This window comes from Paraburkholderia sp. BR10936 (genome assembly GCF_040965735.1).
Taxonomy (GTDB): Bacteria; Pseudomonadota; Gammaproteobacteria; order Burkholderiales; family Burkholderiaceae; genus Paraburkholderia; species Paraburkholderia nodosa_A.
On the sequence record NZ_JBFRCM010000003.1, the window covers coordinates 167,940 to 186,389 of the forward strand.

Annotated in this window: 17 protein-coding genes; all 17 read right to left on the bottom strand. The window is 63.3% G+C overall.

Annotation, left to right across the window (positions count from 1 at the left end; translation table 11 throughout):
* Window positions 1-60 precede the first annotated feature (60 nt).
* A complete protein-coding gene (atpG, locus tag AB4Y36_RS07265; RefSeq protein ID WP_069264446.1) occupies window positions 61-942 on the bottom strand; it encodes a F0F1 ATP synthase subunit gamma in 882 nt (293 codons plus the stop codon).
* Between the two features lie 89 nt (window positions 943-1,031).
* Window positions 1,032-2,573 (bottom strand): F0F1 ATP synthase subunit alpha, encoded by a 1,542-nt coding sequence (gene atpA / locus AB4Y36_RS07270; protein WP_069264448.1) that lies wholly within the window; start codon window positions 2,571-2,573, stop codon window positions 1,032-1,034.
* A 67-nt stretch (window positions 2,574-2,640) separates the two neighbouring features.
* On the bottom strand, window positions 2,641-3,180 hold the full coding sequence (locus AB4Y36_RS07275; RefSeq protein WP_368682639.1) for a F0F1 ATP synthase subunit delta: 540 nt from the start codon (window positions 3,178-3,180) through the stop codon (window positions 2,641-2,643).
* A 2-nt stretch (window positions 3,181-3,182) separates the two neighbouring features.
* Complete coding sequence (locus tag AB4Y36_RS07280; protein ID WP_028213229.1) at window positions 3,183-3,653, bottom strand: F0F1 ATP synthase subunit B; 471 nt, start codon at window positions 3,651-3,653, stop codon at window positions 3,183-3,185.
* A 140-nt stretch (window positions 3,654-3,793) separates the two neighbouring features.
* Complete coding sequence (gene atpE, locus AB4Y36_RS07285; RefSeq protein ID WP_028203308.1) at window positions 3,794-4,063, bottom strand: F0F1 ATP synthase subunit C; 270 nt, start codon at window positions 4,061-4,063, stop codon at window positions 3,794-3,796.
* A 66-nt stretch (window positions 4,064-4,129) separates the two neighbouring features.
* The gene (atpB, locus tag AB4Y36_RS07290) at window positions 4,130-4,981 is read right to left on the bottom strand and encodes a F0F1 ATP synthase subunit A (RefSeq protein ID WP_069264450.1); all 852 of its coding nucleotides are present in this window, start codon (window positions 4,979-4,981) and stop codon (window positions 4,130-4,132) included.
* Between the two features lie 171 nt (window positions 4,982-5,152).
* Window positions 5,153-5,746 carry an ATP synthase subunit I gene (locus AB4Y36_RS07295; RefSeq protein ID WP_083245236.1) on the bottom strand — a complete coding sequence of 198 codons (594 nt, stop codon included), beginning with the start codon at window positions 5,744-5,746 and terminating at the stop codon, window positions 5,153-5,155.
* Window positions 5,747-6,043: 297 nt separating this feature from the next.
* Complete coding sequence (locus AB4Y36_RS07300) at window positions 6,044-7,159, bottom strand: SLC13 family permease (protein ID WP_256094702.1); 1,116 nt, start codon at window positions 7,157-7,159, stop codon at window positions 6,044-6,046.
* 85 nt (window positions 7,160-7,244) lie between these two features.
* Entirely contained in the window at window positions 7,245-8,132 is an 888-nt protein-coding gene (locus AB4Y36_RS07305; protein ID WP_042265990.1) for a ParB/RepB/Spo0J family partition protein, read from the bottom strand.
* Window positions 8,133-8,150: 18 nt separating this feature from the next.
* Window positions 8,151-8,921, bottom strand: coding sequence for a ParA family protein (locus AB4Y36_RS07310; protein ID WP_069264452.1), 771 nt, complete (start codon window positions 8,919-8,921; stop codon window positions 8,151-8,153).
* Window positions 8,922-9,018: 97 nt separating this feature from the next.
* Window positions 9,019-9,717, bottom strand: coding sequence for a 16S rRNA (guanine(527)-N(7))-methyltransferase RsmG (gene rsmG / locus AB4Y36_RS07315; RefSeq protein WP_069264454.1), 699 nt, complete (start codon window positions 9,715-9,717; stop codon window positions 9,019-9,021).
* Complete coding sequence (gene mnmG / locus AB4Y36_RS07320; protein ID WP_368682640.1) at window positions 9,714-11,681, bottom strand: tRNA uridine-5-carboxymethylaminomethyl(34) synthesis enzyme MnmG; 1,968 nt, start codon at window positions 11,679-11,681, stop codon at window positions 9,714-9,716. The genes rsmG and mnmG overlap by 4 nt, the downstream gene beginning before the upstream one ends.
* Window positions 11,682-11,874: 193 nt before the next feature.
* The gene (locus tag AB4Y36_RS07325) at window positions 11,875-12,624 is read right to left on the bottom strand and encodes an ABC transporter ATP-binding protein (RefSeq protein WP_368603726.1); all 750 of its coding nucleotides are present in this window, start codon (window positions 12,622-12,624) and stop codon (window positions 11,875-11,877) included.
* Entirely contained in the window at window positions 12,621-14,408 is a 1,788-nt protein-coding gene (locus AB4Y36_RS07330) for an ATP-binding cassette domain-containing protein (RefSeq protein WP_368682641.1), read from the bottom strand. The genes AB4Y36_RS07325 and AB4Y36_RS07330 overlap by 4 nt, the downstream gene beginning before the upstream one ends.
* A 4-nt stretch (window positions 14,409-14,412) precedes the next feature.
* Complete coding sequence (locus AB4Y36_RS07335) at window positions 14,413-15,468, bottom strand: branched-chain amino acid ABC transporter permease (RefSeq protein WP_069264458.1); 1,056 nt, start codon at window positions 15,466-15,468, stop codon at window positions 14,413-14,415.
* Between the two features lie 233 nt (window positions 15,469-15,701).
* Window positions 15,702-16,871, bottom strand: coding sequence for an ABC transporter substrate-binding protein (locus tag AB4Y36_RS07340; RefSeq protein ID WP_368682642.1), 1,170 nt, complete (start codon window positions 16,869-16,871; stop codon window positions 15,702-15,704).
* A 282-nt stretch (window positions 16,872-17,153) separates the two neighbouring features.
* Entirely contained in the window at window positions 17,154-18,320 is a 1,167-nt protein-coding gene (locus AB4Y36_RS07345) for an ABC transporter substrate-binding protein (protein ID WP_368682643.1), read from the bottom strand.
* Between the last annotated feature and the right edge of the window lie 130 nt (window positions 18,321-18,450).

Consider the following 18,450-nt stretch of genomic DNA (forward strand, 5'->3'; position numbering starts at 1 on the left):
TCACTCGCTCACCGGCATACACCGGCGCGGTTTCGCAATCGGTTCGCGCTCGTCGCTTGATCAAACGGCTGCTGCGCCGCCGACGATTTCCGAAAGTTCCTTCGTAATCGCGGCCTGGCGGCTCTTGTTGTACGAGAGCTGCAGTTCGTTGATGACCGTCTTCGCGTTGTCCGACGCCGCCTTCATCGCCACCATACGGGCCGACTGCTCCGAAGCCATGTTTTCCGCCACGGCCTGATAGACCAGAGCTTCGACATAGCGCACCAGCAGTTCGTCCACGACGGTTTGCGCGTCCGGCTCGTAGATGTAGTCCCACGCCGACTTCGGCGTCGTGCCGTCGTCATCCGCTTCCAGACGCTCGGCCGACAGCGGCAGCAGTTGCTCGATTACAGGCTCCTGCTTCATCGTGTTGACGAAGCGCGTGTACGCGAGGTACACGGCGGAAAGCTTGCCTTCCGAGTACTGGTCGAGCTGCACCTTGATCGCGCCGATCAGCTTTTCGAGGTGCGGCGTGTCGCCGAGTTGCACAACGTTCGAGACGACCTTCGCGCGCAGACGATTCAGGAAACCGAGGCCCTTGCTGCCGATCGCAGTTGCTTCGATCGTCGTGCCGGATGCTTCCAGCTCCTTGAACTTCTGCAGCGTCGCGCGCAGCACGTTGGTGTTCATCCCGCCGCACAGACCCTTGTCGGTCGTGACGAGAATCACGCCTGCGACCTTCGCACCGGTGTTTTCCACCATGAACGGGTGGCGGTACTCGGGGTTCGCACGGCTCATGTGCGCAGCGATGTCGCGGACCTTGTCGGCATACGGGCGGGCGGCGCGCATGCGCTCCTGGGCACGGCGCATTTTCGACGCCGCGACCATTTCCATCGCCTTGGTGATCTTGCGCGTGTTTTGCACGCTCTTGATCTTGCCGCGAATTTCCTTCATTCCAGCCATTGCTTTGCTCCTTTGTCGACCCGGGTCAGCGCTTCATTCAGCGCTTACCCGGGTCCCAGTCCGTTTATCGTGTTTGATTCCCGGACGGATCAATATGCGCCGGACTTCTTGAAGTCCTTGAGAGCCGCGTGGAGCGCGTTCTCGTCGTCCTTCGACAGGTCCTTCTTGTCCTCGATGCGCGCGACGAGGTCAGCATGCTTCGACTTCAGGTATTCGCGCAGGCCCTTTTCGAACGGCAGGACGTCCTTGACGTCGATGTCGTCGAGGTAGCCGTTGTTCGCCGAGAACAGCGCAACAGCCAGTTCCCACACTTGCAGCGGCTGATACTGCGGCTGCTTGAGCAGTTCCGTCACGCGGCGGCCGCGCTCGAGCTGCTTGCGGGTCGCTTCGTCGAGGTCCGATGCGAACTGGGCGAATGCAGCCAGTTCACGGTACTGCGCGAGGTCGGTACGGATACCGCCCGACAGCTTCTTCACGACCTTCGTTTGAGCCGCACCACCCACACGCGACACCGACACGCCGGCGTTGATTGCCGGGCGGATGCCTGCGTTGAAGAGGTCGGTTTCCAGGAAGATCTGGCCGTCGGTAATCGAGATCACGTTCGTCGGAACGAATGCGGTCACGTCGCCGGCTTGCGTTTCGATGATCGGCAGTGCGGTGAGCGAACCCGTCTTGCCCTTCACTTCGCCGTTCGTGAACTTCTCGACGTAGTCGGCCGACACGCGAGCCGCGCGCTCGAGCAGACGCGAGTGGAGATAGAACACGTCGCCGGGGTAAGCTTCACGGCCCGGCGGGCGGCGCAGCAGCAGCGAGATCTGACGGTATGCCCAGGCTTGCTTGGTCAAGTCGTCATAGATGATCAGGGCGTCTTGACCGCGGTCGCGGAAGTATTCGCCCATCGTGCAGCCGGCATACGGTGCGAGGTACTGCAGTGCGGCCGATTCCGAAGCCGAAGCGGCAACGACGATCGTGTATTCGATCGCGCCCGTTTCTTCGAGCTTGCGCAGCACGTTCTGGATCGACGAAGCCTTCTGACCGATGGCGACGTAGATACAGATGAGGTCCTTGCCCTTCTGGTTGATGATCGTGTCGACGGCCACTGCGGTCTTGCCGCACTGACGGTCGCCGATGATCAGCTCACGCTGGCCACGGCCGATCGGCACCATCGAGTCGATCGACTTCAGACCCGTTTGCACCGGCTGCGACACGCCTTCACGCCAGATCACGCCCGGAGCGATCTTTTCGATCGCGTCGGTCATCTTGGCGTTGACCGGGCCCTTGCCGTCGATCGGGTTGCCGAGCGGGTCGACCACGCGGCCGATCAGTTCGGGGCCAACCGGCACTTCGAGAATGCGGCCCGTCGTCTTGACGATGTCGCCTTCCGAGATGTGCTCGTACTCACCCAGAATCACGGCGCCGACCGAGTCGCGCTCGAGGTTCAGCGCGAGGCCGAAGGTATTGCCCGGGAATTCGAGCATTTCGCCCTGCATCACGTCCGACAGGCCGTGGATACGCACGATACCGTCGGTCACGGAGATCACGGTGCCCTGATTGCGAACGTCTGCGCTCGCTTCAAGGCCCTGGATCCGGCTCTTGATCAGCTCGCTGATCTCAGAGGGATTAAGTTGCATTATTCGCTCCTGATGTTCAATTCTGTTGCGTGCCAGCCGCCGCGCCCGATTACTGGAATCGAGGCGCTCAGGCGGTCAACGCCGCCTGCATGCTGGCGAGCCGCGCGCGGACCGAGGTATCGAGCACTTCGTCGCCGACCGTGACGCGCACGCCGCCGATGAGCGAGTTGTCGATCTCGACGGTCGGCTTCAGCTTGCATTTGAACTTGCGTTCGAGGCTGGCGACGAGGTCGTTCAACTGGACGCCTTCGAGCGGGAACGCGCTGACGATCACTGCGTCAGCAGCACCTGCCTTGGCGTTCTTGAGCGCTTCGAACTGCGTCTGGATTTCCGGCAGCAGTGCCAGGCGATGATTCTCGATCAGCATCTGCACGAGGTTCTTCACCTCGGCCGATTCCTTGACCGGCGACTTCACCGCCGCGAGCAGCAGCTCGGCGACCTGGGCATGGCTCACCTTCGGGCTCGTCGCGACCGACTGCACCTCGGGCAAGGCCGCAACCTGTGCCAGCTCCGAAACGAGCGTGGACCAGGCGGCGGTGTCACCAGCTTCGGCCACGCCAAACAATGCTTCTGCGTACGGGCGGGCGATGGTTGCAAGTTCGGCCATGATCAGAGCTCGGCTTTCAGTTGATTCAGCAGTTCGGCGTGGGCCGACTGATCGACTTCGCGCTTCAGGATCTGCTCGGCGCCTTGCACGGCGAGGGCGGCGACTTCGGCGCGCAGGGCTTCGCGTGCCTTGACCACCTGCTGGTCGGCGTCGGCCTTCGCCTGAGCGATGATGCGTGCCGCTTCGGCGTGTGCCTGGGCCTTGATTTCTTCTGCGACCGCCAGTGCGCGCTTTTCAGCGTCGGCGATACGGCTTTGACCCTCGTTACGGGCCGTAGCGAGCTCTTCGCCGACGCGCTTGTGCGCCGCTTCGAGTTCCGCCTTGCCCTTTTCCGCAGCGGCGAGGCCGTCTGCGATCTTCTTCGAGCGCTCGTCGAGGGCGTTGATCAACGGCGGCCACACGAACTTCATCGTGAACCACGCGAGGATCAGGAACACGACCATTTGCGCAAACAGGGTTGCGTTGAGATTCACGGTGTTTCCTTAATCGTTGCTATTCCGGGGAATTGAAACGGCAAGGCGCTCATCGGTTGTGAAACTCGATCAGCGCCTCGTCTCCCGTTCCGCCATGCGCCCACTACCCGTTATAGGTCAGGCGCAACCTTCCAGGGAACTTAGCCCGCGAGCTTCGAGAGCAGCGGGTTAGCGAACGCGAACAGCATTGCAACACCAACGCCAATCAGGAACGCTGCATCGATCAGACCAGCCAGCAGGAACATCTTCGTCTGCAGCGGGTTCATCAGTTCAGGCTGACGTGCGCAGGCTTCGATGTACTTGCCGCCCATCAGGCCGATACCGATACAGGCGCCGATTGCACCCAGGCCGATGATGATGCCGATACCGATGGCCGTGAAACCCTGGATGTTGGCGATGAAAGCTTGCATGATCACTCCTTATTGAGATTTTCTGGAACTGGGGATTTAAAACTGCAAATCTGGTTTGACGAGCACTTAGTGCTTGTCGTGTGCCTGGCCGATGTACACCAGCGTCAGCATCATGAAAATGAACGCCTGCAGCAGAACGATCAGGATGTGGAAGATCGCCCAGACGCTGCCCGCAATCACGTGGCCGATGAAGCCAAGCACCGTCGTGTCCGCGCCGAAGCTCCACAGACCGCCCAGCAGCGCGATCAGCAGGAACAGCAGCTCGCCTGCATACATGTTGCCGAACAACCGCAGGGCGAGCGAAACCGTCTTGGCGACGAACTCGATGATGTTCAGTGCAAGGTTCGGGATCCACAGCAGCGGATGCGCGCCGAACGGGGCCGAGAGCAGTTCGTGTGCGAAGCCGCCAGGACCCTTGATCTTGAGGTTGTAGTAAATCATCAGCACGAACACGCCGAGCGCGATGCCGAACGTGCCGTTGAGGTCGGCAGTCGGGACGATGCGCTGGTGCGGCAGCGCTTCGGACAGGCCGAGCCAGCCGATCACGCGCGTGGGCAGGTCGACGGGAATGAAGTCGAGCGAGTTCATGAGCGCGACCCAGATGAACACGGTCAGCGCGAGCGGTGCGATGAATGCGCGGTTGCCATGGACGATGGACTTGGACTGGTCCTCGACCATCTCGACCAGCATTTCGATGGCGCACTGGAAGCGGCCCGGTACGCCCGGGGTCGCTTTGCGCGCAGCGAGGCGCAGGATGAGGATCGTCACGACGCCGCACAGAATCGACCAGAACAGCGTGTCGATGTTCCAGACGCTGAAGTCGACGATCGACGTCTGGTGCGAGGTCGCAAAGTTCTGCAAGTGGTGAGCAATGTACTCGGACGGACCCGGTCCGCTCGTTCCTTCGCTAGCTGCCATATCGTTAGAGCCACCCAAATTGTCGAAAATCGTTTTCGGCCGTTCCCGCCGCAATACTGTATTGCGGGAACACGCCGCCGTGGATCGTGTCTTATCTGCTTCGCATCGGCCAGCTAACTTCCACCGTCATCGCTTCGACGCCCTGACTTGAGGCGGCGCGATGTTGGCGGGTCAGCGCCACGCGAGCGCGATCCAGTATGTCTTTAGTGCGATCAGGTACGTGACGAGCAGCGGAATCCACAGCACGTCGTGATACCAGAACGCGATGGCGACGAACATCGCAATCGTCGCCCCCATCTTGAAGGCTTCACCGAGCATCCAGTTAAATACGGTGCCCGCCCTGCTCAACTGCTTCAGGCGCGCCGCGAACAGCGCACCGGGTAACCAGCAGATCGCTCCGCCCAGGAAGGCCGACAACGCAGCACTGCCCGGCGGCTTATAAAACAGCCACCACGCCAACGTTGCAACCAGGGACAAAACCACTTGCGCCGCGACGACACGAAACGGCGTGACGCGCGATGGGCGACTCACCTGTGCGCCGAAGATTTGCTCGGCTTCGGCCCGGGTGAGCGGAACGATGTCGTTGTTATCTTGCTGGCTGGCGTCCAGTTCATCCCAGCGCGCGTTGTGATCCGCTTTGGAAACAACGCGTCCGGAAGTTCTTGCCGCTGCATCCTGCCCCCGGCTGGATGCTCCGGCTGCGCCCGGCGGTACATCGGGCCCTTCATGCGCCTGTGGCGCTTCGTCTGGCCTCTGACCCACCATCGCTTTATTCCGGAAATTCGCCTTGCACGCGTTTTATTACAGCGTACTTACGGCATCGCCAACCAAATAAATCCGGGCGATTGTAAGCGATAGTTGCAGGCAATTCAAGACTTTAGGCCCTTCAATAACACCCGTGAAATGCGACTTCATGATGCGGAAAACCCAGCGCCGCGAGGGTGTGACCGGTAACTGTAAGGGACGTAGCAGGCAACGCGCAATCATCAGGATGACCAGGTAATTTCGAGCCCATCTGGCGCGCAATCCGGGCTATGCGCCAGGATGTGGGACGGGGCGCCGTCAGAACAGATGCAGCAGCAGCGCGCCGCCTAAAAAGGCCGCGATCCAGAACGGCACGGCGACCAGGTGAAACAGCAACCACACGCCGCGCTGGCCGGACAGACGCACGGCGATGAGGTTCGCCAGCGAGCCGATGGCCACCCCGAAGCCCCCCACGCTCACGCCGAACGCGAGCGCGCGCCAGTCATGCGTGAAACCCGCGAGCACAATGGCGGCCGGAACATTGCTAATCACTTGCGACAGCACCGCCCCTGCGGCAAAAGCGCGCATCGGCGTTTGCAGTGACAGTGACGTCAGCGCGTGATGGATGGCGGGCAGCGCGGCCACGCTGCGTAGGACGATGAACATCAGCACGAAGATCAGCAGCAGCAGCCAGTCGATCTTGAGCACGATGCGAATGCGCCAGATCACAAAGCCCGCGGCGACGGCGGCAAGTGCAACGCCTGCGTGGTGCGCATCGGCGAGCAGCACGAACGCGACGAAGAGCACAGCCGCCACGCTCGCAAGCGCCCGGTCGACGCGCTGCGGCGCGGCGTCTTTCGAGAGATCGAGCGGTACGGTCTTGAAGAGAAACGCCGTGAGCAGGATGAGCATCGCCATGAGCAACGCGCAAAGCGGTGCGAGCCCCACGACGAAGCGTCCGAACGATACCCCGCTCACCTGCCAGAGAAACAGGTTCTGCGGGTTGCCGAGCGGCGTGAGCACCGAGCCCGCGTTCACGGCAAGCGCGATGACGATCACGAGGCGCTTGAGCGGCAGCGGCGTGAGCTTGTGCAGCGACAGCACGAGCGGCACCACGACGAAAAGCGCCACATCGTTGGTCACGATCATCGCCAGCACCGCGGCCAGCGCGACGAGCAGCAACGCGAGCCCGCGCTCCGAGTGAATGTAGTGGACGAGCTTGTGCGCGAGCCAGGTCAGCAGTCCTGAATATTCGATACCCTTCGTCAGAATGAGCAGACCCGCGAGGGTCATCACCGTTTGCCAATCGACAAGTGCGGGCAGCGAGGCGATGGGACGAGGTGCGTAAATCTGCAACGCCACGAACGCCACGATGAGGATCGCGAGCACCGGCTCCGAAACGGCGAATGCGCCGATGCGGCGCAACAGGCTCAAGGGCTCAGGCGCGCCCTGCTCCGATTCGCGCACCGGCTTTATGCGCCGGCGCGCGCGTTAGCCGCGGCGGCGCGCATCGTGCCCATCACGCTGCCGTCTCGCCGCGCAGGCGCAGCAGGATGCCGTCAAGCGCGTCGAGGTCGCCGAAGTCGACCGTGAGCTGCCCTCGCCCGCGTCGGCCGAGCTTGATCTTCACCGATGCGGCGAGCAGGTCCGACAATTCCTCTTCGAGGCGGCGCGTGTCGCGCCCGCCATCGTGCGCGGCCTTCGCCTTGACTGCCGGTGCGGCCTTCGTGGTGGCCGAAACGAGCTTCTCCGTTTCACGCACCGACATCCGCTTGTTGACCACCTGGTTCGCCAGCGTGATCTGCGTGGCCGCGTCCACGGCGAGCAGCGCACGGGCGTGGCCCATGTCGAGGTCGCCGGCCAGCAGCATGGTCTGCACGGGCGCCGCGAGATTGAGCAAACGCAGCAGATTCGACACCGCGCTGCGTGAGCGTCCGACCGACTCGGCCGCCTGCTCGTGCGTGAAGCTGAACTCGTCGAGCAGGCGCTGGATGCCCTGCGCCTCTTCCAGCGGATTCAGGTCCTCGCGCTGGATGTTCTCGATCAGTGCCATGGCGGCGGCGGCCTGGTCGGGCACATCCTTCACGAGCACCGGCACTTCGGTGAGGCCAGCGATGTGCGCAGCACGGAAGCGCCGCTCGCCCGCGATGATTTCGTAGCGCCCCGTCGCAACCGGGCGCACGAGAATCGGCTGCATCAGACCCTGCGCGCGAATGCTCGCGGCCAGCTCCTGGAGCGCGCCCTCGTCCATGCGCGTGCGCGGCTGATACTTGCCGGCCTGCATCTGCGTGAGCGGCAGCGTGTTAGGCGCGCCGTCGATCTTCACCGCCTCGGTGATGTCCGCGCTGCCGCCGAGCAATGCTTCCAGCCCCCGGCCCAGCCCCTTCTTCCGTGCTACTGCATTCATCGTGCTTCCCCAGTCTCGTCAGAGTGCGCGCACGCGCTCGATCATTTCCGCGCCGAACTGCACATAGGCCTGTGCGCCGCGCGAGGCGCGATCGAACACCACGCCCGGCAAGCCGTAGCTCGGAGCTTCAGCGAGGCGGACGTTGCGCGGGATCACGGCGTCGAAGACCTTGTCGCCGAAGTGCTCTTTCAACTGCTCGGAAACCTGCTGCTGCAACGTAATGCGCGGATCGAACATCACGCGCAGAAGGCCGATCACCTTCAGGTCGCGATTCATGTTCGCGTGGACCTGCTTGATCGTATTGATGAGATCCGAAAGACCTTCGAGCGCGAAGTATTCGCACTGCATCGGGATCACCACGCCATGGGCGGCGCACAGGCCGTTGAGCGTGAGCAGCGAAAGCGCCGGCGGGCAATCGATGAGGACGAAGTCGTAATCGGCGTCGACTTCGGCGAGCGCGGCCTTCAGGCGCCGCTCGCGCTGCTCGACCGTCACGAGTTCCACCTCGGCGCCGGCCAGCTCGCGGTTGGCCGGCAGGACGTCGTAACCGACCTGTTCCGGTCGCGTGCGCGCAGCGTTCACCGTGACACCGTCGACGAGCACCTCGTAGACCGTGTTCTCGCACGCGGCCTTGTCGATGCCGCTGCCCATCGTGGCGTTGCCCTGCGGGTCGAGGTCGATGAGAAGGACACGTTGTCCCTGCGATGCGAGGCTCGCGGCGAGATTGACCGTTGTCGTCGTCTTGCCGACGCCGCCCTTCTGGTTCGCAACGCAGAAGATTTTTGCCATCTTTCGTGTGTCCCTTTTACTGCCTTAAGTAGTTTGCTTACGTTATGACGCAACTGCTTCGCGCACCTTTCGGCCGATTGGCCATCGCCGGATCGGCTCAGGCCGCGGCGACCGACTCAACCGACACTTCGATCAAGTGGCGCTCCGCATCGAGCATCGGCACGCTCAGGCGGATCGTGTTCAGCGCCCGGGTTCCGGCCGGCAGACGCTCGATCTCGCCTTCGGGGTGCACACCCTTCATGGCCCAGATCGCGCCACCCTCGGCAACGAGATGACGGGCCAGTGTAACGAAATCGGCGAGATCCGCGAATGCCCGAGACACGATCAAATCGAATTTTTTCGATACTTCGATGCCGGGACGCAGCGATTCGACCCGGCCGGTCACCACCGAGAGGTTCGCGAGTCCGAGTTCAGCCTTCGCCTGCGACTGGAACGCCGACTTCTTCTGCACGATATCGTTGAGCGTGACCTGCCAGTCCGGACGCACGATCGCGAGCACGATGCCGGGCAGTCCGCCGCCGGAGCCGACATCGAGCACCGTTGCGTCGGCGCGCGCCGGCAGGTGCGGCACGATCGAGAGCGAATCGAGAATGTGCTGGATCAGCATCTGGCGCGGATCGCGAATCGCCGTGAGGTTGTACACGGCGTTCCACTTCGCGAGCAGCGCAACGTAGTCGAGCAACTGCTCGTGCTGCCGCTCGGTGAGCTCGACGCCAAGCGCCTGAGCGCCCTCTTTCAGCAGACGAGCGAGCGCGTCGCGGTCCGCAATGCCGGGTTGCCTCGAGCGCCCCGTCATTGCGCCACCGGCGTCGAGTCGATGCCGCTTTCGTCTGCAGCACCCGGATTCTGGCGACGGCGGCCAAGGCCACGCTTGAGGTGAACCATCAGCAACGAAATCGCGGCGGGCGTAATGCCCGAAATGCGCGACGCCTGGCCGATCGTTTCAGGGCGGAACTGGCTCAGCTTCTGGCGCGCCTCGAACGACAGGCCACGCACTTCCGCGTAATCGATGCCTTCAGGCAGGCGGGTATTTTCCTGCGCGCCGTTGCGTTCGATCTCGTCGGCTTGACGATCGATATAGCCCTGATATTTGATGCCGATTTCGATCTGTTCCTTGATCTGGGCTAGCAAAACTTCATCCTCGGCGAGCGGGGTTTCCGGCGCACAAGCGCCTTCGCGCAGACCGCAAACGCCGTCATAGCTCACACCTGGGCGGCGCAGCAGGTCCGCGAGGTTGTATTCGCGGTCAATCGACTTGCCGAGCAATGCCGTCGCTTCTTCCGCCGAAAGCGTCTTGGGGTTCACCCACGTCGACTTCAGACGCTCTGTTTCACGTGAAACAGCATCACGCTTACGGGAGAAGGCGTCCCAACGGACGTCGTCAATCACGCCCAGTTCGCGGCCAATCTCCGTCAGGCGCATATCCGCGTTGTCTTCACGCAGGCTCAAGCGGTATTCGGCTCGGCTCGTGAACATGCGATACGGCTCGGAAACGCCACGCGTCACCAGATCGTCGACCAGCACGCCGAGGTACGCCTGATCGCGGCGCGGGCACCATGCGTCCTTGCCCTGCACCTGGAGGCCTGCGTTCATGCCGGCGAGCAAGCCTTGTGCTGCCGCTTCTTCATAGCCCGTCGTGCCGTTGATCTGGCCCGCAAAAAACAGGCCGTTGATCACCTTGGTTTCGAGCGAAGCCTTGAGGCCGCGCGGGTCGAAATAGTCGTATTCGATCGCGTAGCCCGGACGCAGGATGTGCGCGTGCTCGAGGCCGCGCATCGAGTGCACGAGCTCGAGCTGCACATCGAACGGCAGGCTCGTGGAGATGCCGTTGGGGTAGAACTCGTTCGTCGTCAGGCCTTCCGGTTCGAGGAAGATCTGGTGCGATTCCTTGGACGCGAAGCGATGAATCTTGTCCTCGATGGACGGGCAATAGCGTGGCCCTACCCCTTCGATCACGCCCGTGTACATCGGCGAGCGGTCGAGACCGCCGCGAATGATGTCGTGGGTGCGCTCATTCGTATGCGTGACCCAGCACGGAATCTGGCGCGGATGCTGCTCCGCGCGGCCGAGAAACGAGAACACCGGCACCGGATCGAGGTCGCCGGGCTGCTCTTCGAGCACCGAAAAGTCGATCGTGCGGCCATCGATACGCGGCGGCGTGCCCGTCTTGAGACGGCCCTGCGGCAGCTTCAGCTCCTTCAGGCGCGACGAGAGCGTCACGGCAGCGGGATCGCCAGCGCGGCCGCCCGTGTAGTTGTTCAGGCCCACGTGGATCTTGCCGTCGAGGAAAGTCCCCGCCGTCAGCACGACTGCACGACTGCGGAAGCGGATGCCCACCTGCGTGACGGCGCCTACGACGCGGTCGCCTTCGACCATCAGGTCTTCCACGGCCTGCTGGAACAGCCACAGATTCGGCTGATTCTCGAGACGTCGCCGGATCGCCGCCTTATAAAGAATGCGGTCGGCCTGCGCGCGCGTCGCCCGAACCGCCGGGCCCTTGGACGAATTGAGAATGCGGAACTGGATCCCGCCCTCGTCCGTCGCAGCGGCCATGGCGCCGCCGAGTGCATCGACTTCCTTGACCAGATGGCCCTTGCCAATGCCGCCAATCGACGGATTGCAGCTCATCTGGCCCAGCGTTTCGATGTTGTGCGTGAGCAGGAGCGTCTTGACGCCCATGCGGGCGGCGGCAAGCGCAGCCTCGGTTCCGGCGTGACCGCCGCCGACGACGATTACGTCAAACTCTGTGGGATAAAGCATGGCGGGACCTCACGCAAGGACGAAACGACCGCGTGAGCCTTCTCGGAAAAAGTGGTATGCGCGAATTATAACGGTTTCGGGTTTTCGGCCGTTCACACCCGAATTTTGTTCCCCAGACGCGCCGGCGTTGAACAAAAAAAAGCGGCGTGTTTCACGTGAAACACGCCGCTCATTTCTACAGCGATAGACGAAGTCAGACCGGTTTCTTCGCCAACCCGAGATACGTTTCGATCACGCGCGGGTTCTGCGCCAACTCCCCCGCCGGTCCTTCTAGCGCCAGGTCGCCAGTTTCCAGCACGTAGCCGTAGTCGGAAATCTGCAGTGCAGCGCGCGCGTTCTGCTCGATGAGCAGCGTCGCGACGCCCGTTTGCCGCAGCGCGCTGATGATGTGGAAGATTTCCTTCACGATCAGCGGTGCGAGACCGAGGCTCGGCTCGTCGAGCATCAGAAGATCGGGCTTGCCCATCAATGCGCGGCCGACTGCGAGCATCTGGCGCTCGCCGCCCGAGAGCGTGCCTGCCGCCTGTGCGCGGCGTTCTTTCAAGCGCGGAAACAGCGTGAAAACGGGTTCGAGCTGGTCGAGGAAATTACGCTCACCGGCGCGCTTGCGGCGATACGCGCCGAGCACGAGGTTGTCCTCCACCGTCATCGAGGCGAACAACTCGCGCTTTTCCGGCACGAGACACATGCCGCGCGCCACGCGCCGCTCGATCGGCAGCGCGCCGATCTCCTCGCCCATATAAGCTATGCGGCCGCTCGCATGTCCCGTCACGGGCAGCGCGCCCATGATGGCGTTGAGCAGCGTGGACTTGCCCGCGCCGTTGGGACCGATCACGGAGACGATCTGCCCCGCGCCCACCCTGATCGCCGCCTTGTGCAGCGCCTCGATCTTGCCGTAGCGAACGGCGAGTCCGGAAACTTCCAGTACGGGTGCCGTCATCATTCCACCCCGCCCAGATACGCTTCCAGAACGGCCGGATCCTTCTGCACCTCTTGCGGCAAACCTTCCGCGATACGCGTGCCGAACTCCATCACCACGAGGCGGTCGGTGAGATTCATCACGAAATCCATGTCGTGTTCGACCAGCAGCACGCTCATCCCCTCTTCTCTCAGCTTGCGCAGCAATGCCGCCAACTGTTGCTTTTCCTTGTAACGCAGGCCAGCCGCAGGCTCGTCGAGCAGCAGCAAGGTCGGATCGCAGCACAGCGCGCGGGCGATCTCGAGGATGCGTTGCTGACCGAGCGCGAGGCTGCCCGCTTCGTCATACATATGCTGTTCGAGGCCCACGCGACGGATCTGCTTTGCGGCCTCGCTCATGAGCCTGCCCTCTTCCGTGGCATTGAGTTTGGCCACGCTGCGCAGCACGCCCGCGCGACCCCGCAGATGCGCACCGATGGCGACGTTCTCGAGCACCGTCATCGTCGGCAGCAACTTGACGTGCTGGAACGTGCGGCCAATACCGCGCGCGACGATTTCACGTGAAGTGAGGCGGTCGATGCGCTCGCCGCGGAACGTAATCTCACCGCTGGTCGGCTGAAGCACGCCGGTCACGAGATTGAAGGTCGTCGACTTGCCCGCACCGTTGGGACCGATCAGGCCGATGATCTGCCCCGCCTTCACTTCGAAGCTCACGTCGTTCACCGCCACGAGACCGCCGAACTGCTTGCGCGCCTTGTTCACCGTCAGCAGCATTTCGCCGGTGGCCGGCTTGCTGCGCTGCGGCAAAGCCTCGGCATGCTCGGGCACATGTGCCTGCGGACCACGCGGGAAGAAGCGCGCCACGAACGGCCAGACGCCGCGCCGCGCGTATTGCAGCAGCAGCACCATCAGAATGCCGAACACGATGATCTCGAAGTTGCCGTTCTCGCCAAGCAGCTTCGGCAGCAGGGTTTGCAGCCAGTCCTGCAGCACGGTGAGAATCGCCGCGCCCAGCACTGCGCCCCAGACGTGCGCCACGCCGCCCACCACGGCCATGAAGAGATATTCGATGCCGTGATTCAGACCGAACGGCGTCGGGTTCACCGCGCGCTGCAAGTGCGCGTACAGGAAGCCCGAAACGGCTGCGAGCACGGCCGCATAGACGAAGATCACCACACGCATCCAGCCGGTGTTCACGCCCATGGCCTCGGCCATCATGCCGCCGCCGCGCAGCGCGCGAATCGCGCGCCCCATGCGGCTATTAAGCAGATTCTGAACGGACACCACGGACGCAAGCACCACGACCCAGATCAGGTAGTAGATATGGCGGCCCGATTCGAGGTCGATGCCCAGCACGTTCAGCACGGGAATGCCGTTGATGCCGTCGTACTTGCCGAGCATGTCGAGGTTGCCGAACAGGAAGAACAGCGCGAGGCCCCAGGCGATCGTGCCGAGCGGCAGGAAGTGGCCCGACAGACGCATCGTGACGAGCCCCAGAACGAGCGCCACGAGCGCCGTGATCACCACGCCGACGATGAGTGCCAACCAGGGCGAAACGCCGTACTGCGTCGTCAGATAAGCAGTCGCGTAAGCCCCGAGCCCGACGAAAGCCGCCTGCCCGAAGCTCGTCATCCCGCCGATGCCGGTGAGCAGCACGAGCCCGATCGCGACGATCGAATACAGGCCGATGTAGTTGAGCAGCGTGATCCAGTACTCGGGCACGTGCACCGGATGCGGCAGCACCGGCAACGCGAACATCACCAGGAGGAACAGCCAGAAGAAGCGGTTGTGCATGACGAATCGTTTCATCGCGTCACTCCTCTTCCTCTTCGGCGTGCGGCGTCGAGAGCGAGCGCCACAGCAGCACCGGGATGATCAGCGTGAACACGATCACTTCCTTGTAAGAGCTCGCCCAGAACGACGAGTAAGACTCCAGCAGGCCCACGAGCACGGACCCTGCCGCAGCCAGCGGATAGCTCACCAGGCCGCCGATAATGGCGCCTACGAAGCCCTTGAGGCCGATCAGAAAGCCCGAGTCGTAGTAGATGGTGGTGAGCGGCGAGACGAGGATGCCGCACAGCGCGCCGAGGCCCGCGGCGAGCGTGAATGCGAGCCGCCCGGCCTGCGTGGTGCCGATGCCGACGAGCCGCGCGCCGAGCCGGTTCACCGAGGTCGCGCGCAGCGCCTTGCCCGAAATCGTGCGATCGAAATAGAGATACAGCGCGACGATCAACACGGCGGCCGTGCCGATCACCCAGAGGCTTTGGCCCGAGATCGACAGGCTGCCGATGTTGAACGTGGCGTCGGAGAACGCGTTCGTGCGCGAGCCTTCCGCGCCGAACATCACGAGCCCGAGGCCCACCATCGCGAAGTGCACGGCCACCGCTACGATCAGCAGCAGCAGCGTGGTCGCCTCGGCGATGGGCTCATAGGCGAGGCGATAGATGAACGGCCCCATCGGCACCACGATCGCAAGCGTGAGCGCGATCTGTACGAGCATCGGCAACTGCTGGCTCGCTACGCCGCGCGTGACCGCATAGAGCGCGATGGGAAAGAGCAGATACTTGCCGGCAAGCGTCACGAGCGTGCGCGCCGCGTGGCGCCGCCGTTCGGCGTGACGCACGAGCCCGGCGGTCTCGACCAGGAAGCACGCCGCACCGAGCGCGACGAGCAGCCAGCAGGTGGCCGGAAACTTCTGCGATTGCAGCGCGGCGAGCGTGAGCGCGCCATATGAAACGAATTCGCCCTGCGGAATGAAGATCACCCGCGTCACGGAAAACACCAGCACCAGGGCGAGCGCTAGCAGCGCATAGATCGCACCGGTGGTGATGCCGTCCTGCGCGAGGATCGCGGCGATCGATAAATCCATACTCCCCTCTTCCTGAAACCTTCTGGAACCTGGAAAAACAGCGGCGTCGAAAAACGGCAATGCGGGAAAGAACCGCCGAAGGCGCGGTTCGGCCTTCGGCTGTGAAAAGCCGGTGCGCAGCAACGGAGCTGCGCACCGGTCATGCTCGTACGTGATTCTCAGTGGCCAGAATGACGCTGTAACGCGCGCGTGCTCCACGGGAAAACGCACTGCGCTTTCCCGTGCGCCGCACGTTATTCGCTCTGCAGCTTCCACTTGTTGTTGACGATCTCGACGATCACGCGTGCGCGCTGGTCGAGGCCCGCATGATCCGTCGAGCTCATGTTGAAGATGCCGTGCGCGCCCGCCGCGTCCTGCGAGTTTTCGAGCGCGGCGCGCAGCGCCACGCGGAACGCCTCGGTGCCCGGCTGGCCCGCCTTCAGCGCGACCGGAATCGCGCGCTGGAGCAACTGGCCGGCGTCCCATGCATGACCGCCGAAGGTCGCCACCGTGCCAACGCCATAGGCCTTCTCATAGGCCGTCTTGTAGGTCAGTGCCGACTTCTTCACGGGGTTCGAATCGGGCAACTGGTCGGCCACGAGAATCGGGCCTGCGGGCAGCAGCTCGCCTTCGCAATCCTTGCCGCAGACGCGCAGGAAGTCGTTATTCGCCACGCCGTGCGTCTGATAGATCTTGCCCTTGTAGCCGCGATCCTTGAGCGTGGTCGCGGGCAGCGCCGCGGGCGTGCCGGAACCGGCGATCAGGATCGCATCGGGGTTCGCCGACATCAGCTTGAGGGCCTGGCCCGTCACCGACGAGTCGGTGCGGTTATAGCGCTCGTTCGCCACGATCTTGAGGTTGTGCTTGCCGGCCGCGCTGGTGAACTCCTTGAGCCAGCTGTCGCCGTAGGCGTCGGTGAAGCCGATGAAGCCCACCGTCTTCACGCCCTGCTTCTCCATGTAGCTCGCGAGCGCGTCGGCCATCAGGCTGTCGTTCTGCGGCGTCTTGAAGGCCCACTGACGCTTCGCGTCGATCGGCTCGACGATCGCGGCGGATGCGGCGAGCGAAATCATCGGCGTCTTGCCCTGCGCGACGACGTCGAGCATGGCGAGCGAGTTCGGCGTGACCGACGAGCCGATGATGGCGTCCACGTGGTCTTCGTCGATCAGCTTGTGCGTGTTCTGCACGGCCTTGCTCGTGTCCGAGGCGTCGTCGAGCACGATGTACTGCACGCTCTTGCCCGCGATCTCCTTGGGCAGCAGCGCGATGGTGTTCTTCTCGGGAATGCCGAGCGACGCGGCCGGCCCCGTTGCCGAGAGCGTCACGCCAATCTTCACCTGCGCGGCGGCGATGCCCGCCGTGCCCATCAGCGCCGCTGCGAGTCCGGCACTAATCGAGCTCAATACCCACTTCTTCGTTTTCATTGCGCGTCTCCAAACGCTTGGTCTGCGTGTTGTCGATTGATCCTGCGCCGATTACTAGTATGTTCGTGAATCGGCGCCGGCCTTTGAGTGTAGTAATCGGGATCGCGCGTGTAATGCATGGTTTTCCCTGCCTGCGGCGCCGCACAAGCCGCCGCCCGCCAGGGGGCGCTCTCCGCTTTGTCGACTGCTCCCCTACTGCTGCAAAGCCGTTGTCACGGCAACAAAAAAGGCACCTCGATCGAGCGTGCCTTTTTCGTGTTTCGTGCGTCATTCAACCGGCGCTCAATCGCCGGCGAGTTTCCACTTGCCGCCGACGATCTCCACCATCACGCGGGCACGCTGGTCGAGACCCGCGTGGTCCGTCGCGCTCATGGTGAAGATGCCGTGCGCGCCTGCCACGTCGTGCGAGTTTTCAAGCGCGGCGCGCAGCGCTTCGCGGAAGGCCTTCGAGCCCGGCTGACCCGCTTTCAGCGCGACCGGAATCGCGTGCTGGAGCAGGAGGCCCGCGTCCCACGCGTGACCGCCGAACGTCGAAATCGAGCCTGCGCCATAGGCCTTTTCATACGCGGCCTTGTACGCAAGCGCCGATTGCTTCACGGGATTCGAGTCAGGCAATTGATCGGCGACGAGCAGCGGCCCTGCCGGTAGGTATGTGCCGTCGCAGTCCTTGCCGCACACGCGCAGGAAGTCGTTGTTGGCCACGCCGTGGGTCTGGTAGTACTTGCCCGCGTAGCCGCGCTCCTTGAGCGTTTTCTGCGGCAGCGCGGCCGGCGTGCCCGCACCCGCGATGAGCACCGCGTCGGGGTGCTGCGAGATCATCTTGAGCACCTGGCCCGTGACCGAGGCATCGTTACGCGCGAAGCGTTCGTTCGCGACAACCTTGATGTTCTGTTTCGAAGCGGCCGCGCTGAATTCCTTGTACCAGCTCTCGCCATAGGCGTCTGCGAAGCCGATGAAGGCCACCGTCTTCACGCCGTGCGCGGCCATGTGCTGCGCGATGGCGCCGGCCATCAGCGCGTCGTTCTGCGGCGTCTTGAAGACCCACGAGCGCTTGGCCTCCATCGGTTCGACGATGGAGGCCGCTGCGGCCATCGAGATCATCGGCGTGGACGTTTCCGCGGCCACGTCGATCATGGCGAGCGAGTTCGGCACGACAGTCGAGCCGATCAAGGCGTCGACGTGATCTTCGCTTGTGAGCTTGCGCGCGTTCTTCACCGCCTGCGTGGAATCGGTGGCGTCGTCGAGCACGATGTAATCGACTTTCTGGCCCGCGATTTCCTTCGGCAGCAGCGCAACCGTGTTCTTTTCCGGAATCCCGAGCGAGGCAGCCGGCCCCGTCGCCGACAGCGTCACTCCGATCTTCACCTCTGCATACGCCCCGCCGGCCGTCGCCGCGAGCACCCCGGTCGCGACGCAAGCCGCCCCCATCCAACGCAAAACCAACTGCATCTCCACTCCTTCTATATTCGTTTTCTTTATTGCTACGGATTTGTGGCGCACCGCGGCCGATCACCTCATAGTCCAACCGATAATCGTCTGCGGGAAATCAACGCAAAAATGCTGACCGCATGGTCGGTGA

Coding starts and splice junctions, on each gene's coding strand:
- atpG (WP_069264446.1), bottom strand. CDS start 942: ATGGCTGGAATGAAGGAAATTCGCGGCAAGATCAAGAGCGTGCAAAAC.
- atpA (WP_069264448.1), bottom strand. CDS start 2,573: ATGCAACTTAATCCCTCTGAGATCAGCGAGCTGATCAAGAGCCGGATC.
- AB4Y36_RS07275 (WP_368682639.1), bottom strand. CDS start 3,180: ATGGCCGAACTTGCAACCATCGCCCGCCCGTACGCAGAAGCATTGTTT.
- atpE (WP_028203308.1), bottom strand. CDS start 4,063: ATGCAAGCTTTCATCGCCAACATCCAGGGTTTCACGGCCATCGGTATC.
- atpB (WP_069264450.1), bottom strand. CDS start 4,981: ATGGCAGCTAGCGAAGGAACGAGCGGACCGGGTCCGTCCGAGTACATT.
- AB4Y36_RS07295 (WP_083245236.1), bottom strand. CDS start 5,746: ATGGTGGGTCAGAGGCCAGACGAAGCGCCACAGGCGCATGAAGGGCCC.
- AB4Y36_RS07305 (WP_042265990.1), bottom strand. CDS start 8,132: ATGAATGCAGTAGCACGGAAGAAGGGGCTGGGCCGGGGGCTGGAAGCA.
- AB4Y36_RS07310 (WP_069264452.1), bottom strand. CDS start 8,921: ATGGCAAAAATCTTCTGCGTTGCGAACCAGAAGGGCGGCGTCGGCAAG.
- rsmG (WP_069264454.1), bottom strand. CDS start 9,717: ATGACGGGGCGCTCGAGGCAACCCGGCATTGCGGACCGCGACGCGCTC.
- mnmG (WP_368682640.1), bottom strand. CDS start 11,681: ATGCTTTATCCCACAGAGTTTGACGTAATCGTCGTCGGCGGCGGTCAC.
- AB4Y36_RS07325 (WP_368603726.1), bottom strand. CDS start 12,624: ATGATGACGGCACCCGTACTGGAAGTTTCCGGACTCGCCGTTCGCTAC.
- AB4Y36_RS07330 (WP_368682641.1), bottom strand. CDS start 14,408: ATGAAACGATTCGTCATGCACAACCGCTTCTTCTGGCTGTTCCTCCTG.
- AB4Y36_RS07335 (WP_069264458.1), bottom strand. CDS start 15,468: ATGGATTTATCGATCGCCGCGATCCTCGCGCAGGACGGCATCACCACC.
- AB4Y36_RS07340 (WP_368682642.1), bottom strand. CDS start 16,871: ATGAAAACGAAGAAGTGGGTATTGAGCTCGATTAGTGCCGGACTCGCA.
- AB4Y36_RS07345 (WP_368682643.1), bottom strand. CDS start 18,320: ATGCAGTTGGTTTTGCGTTGGATGGGGGCGGCTTGCGTCGCGACCGGG.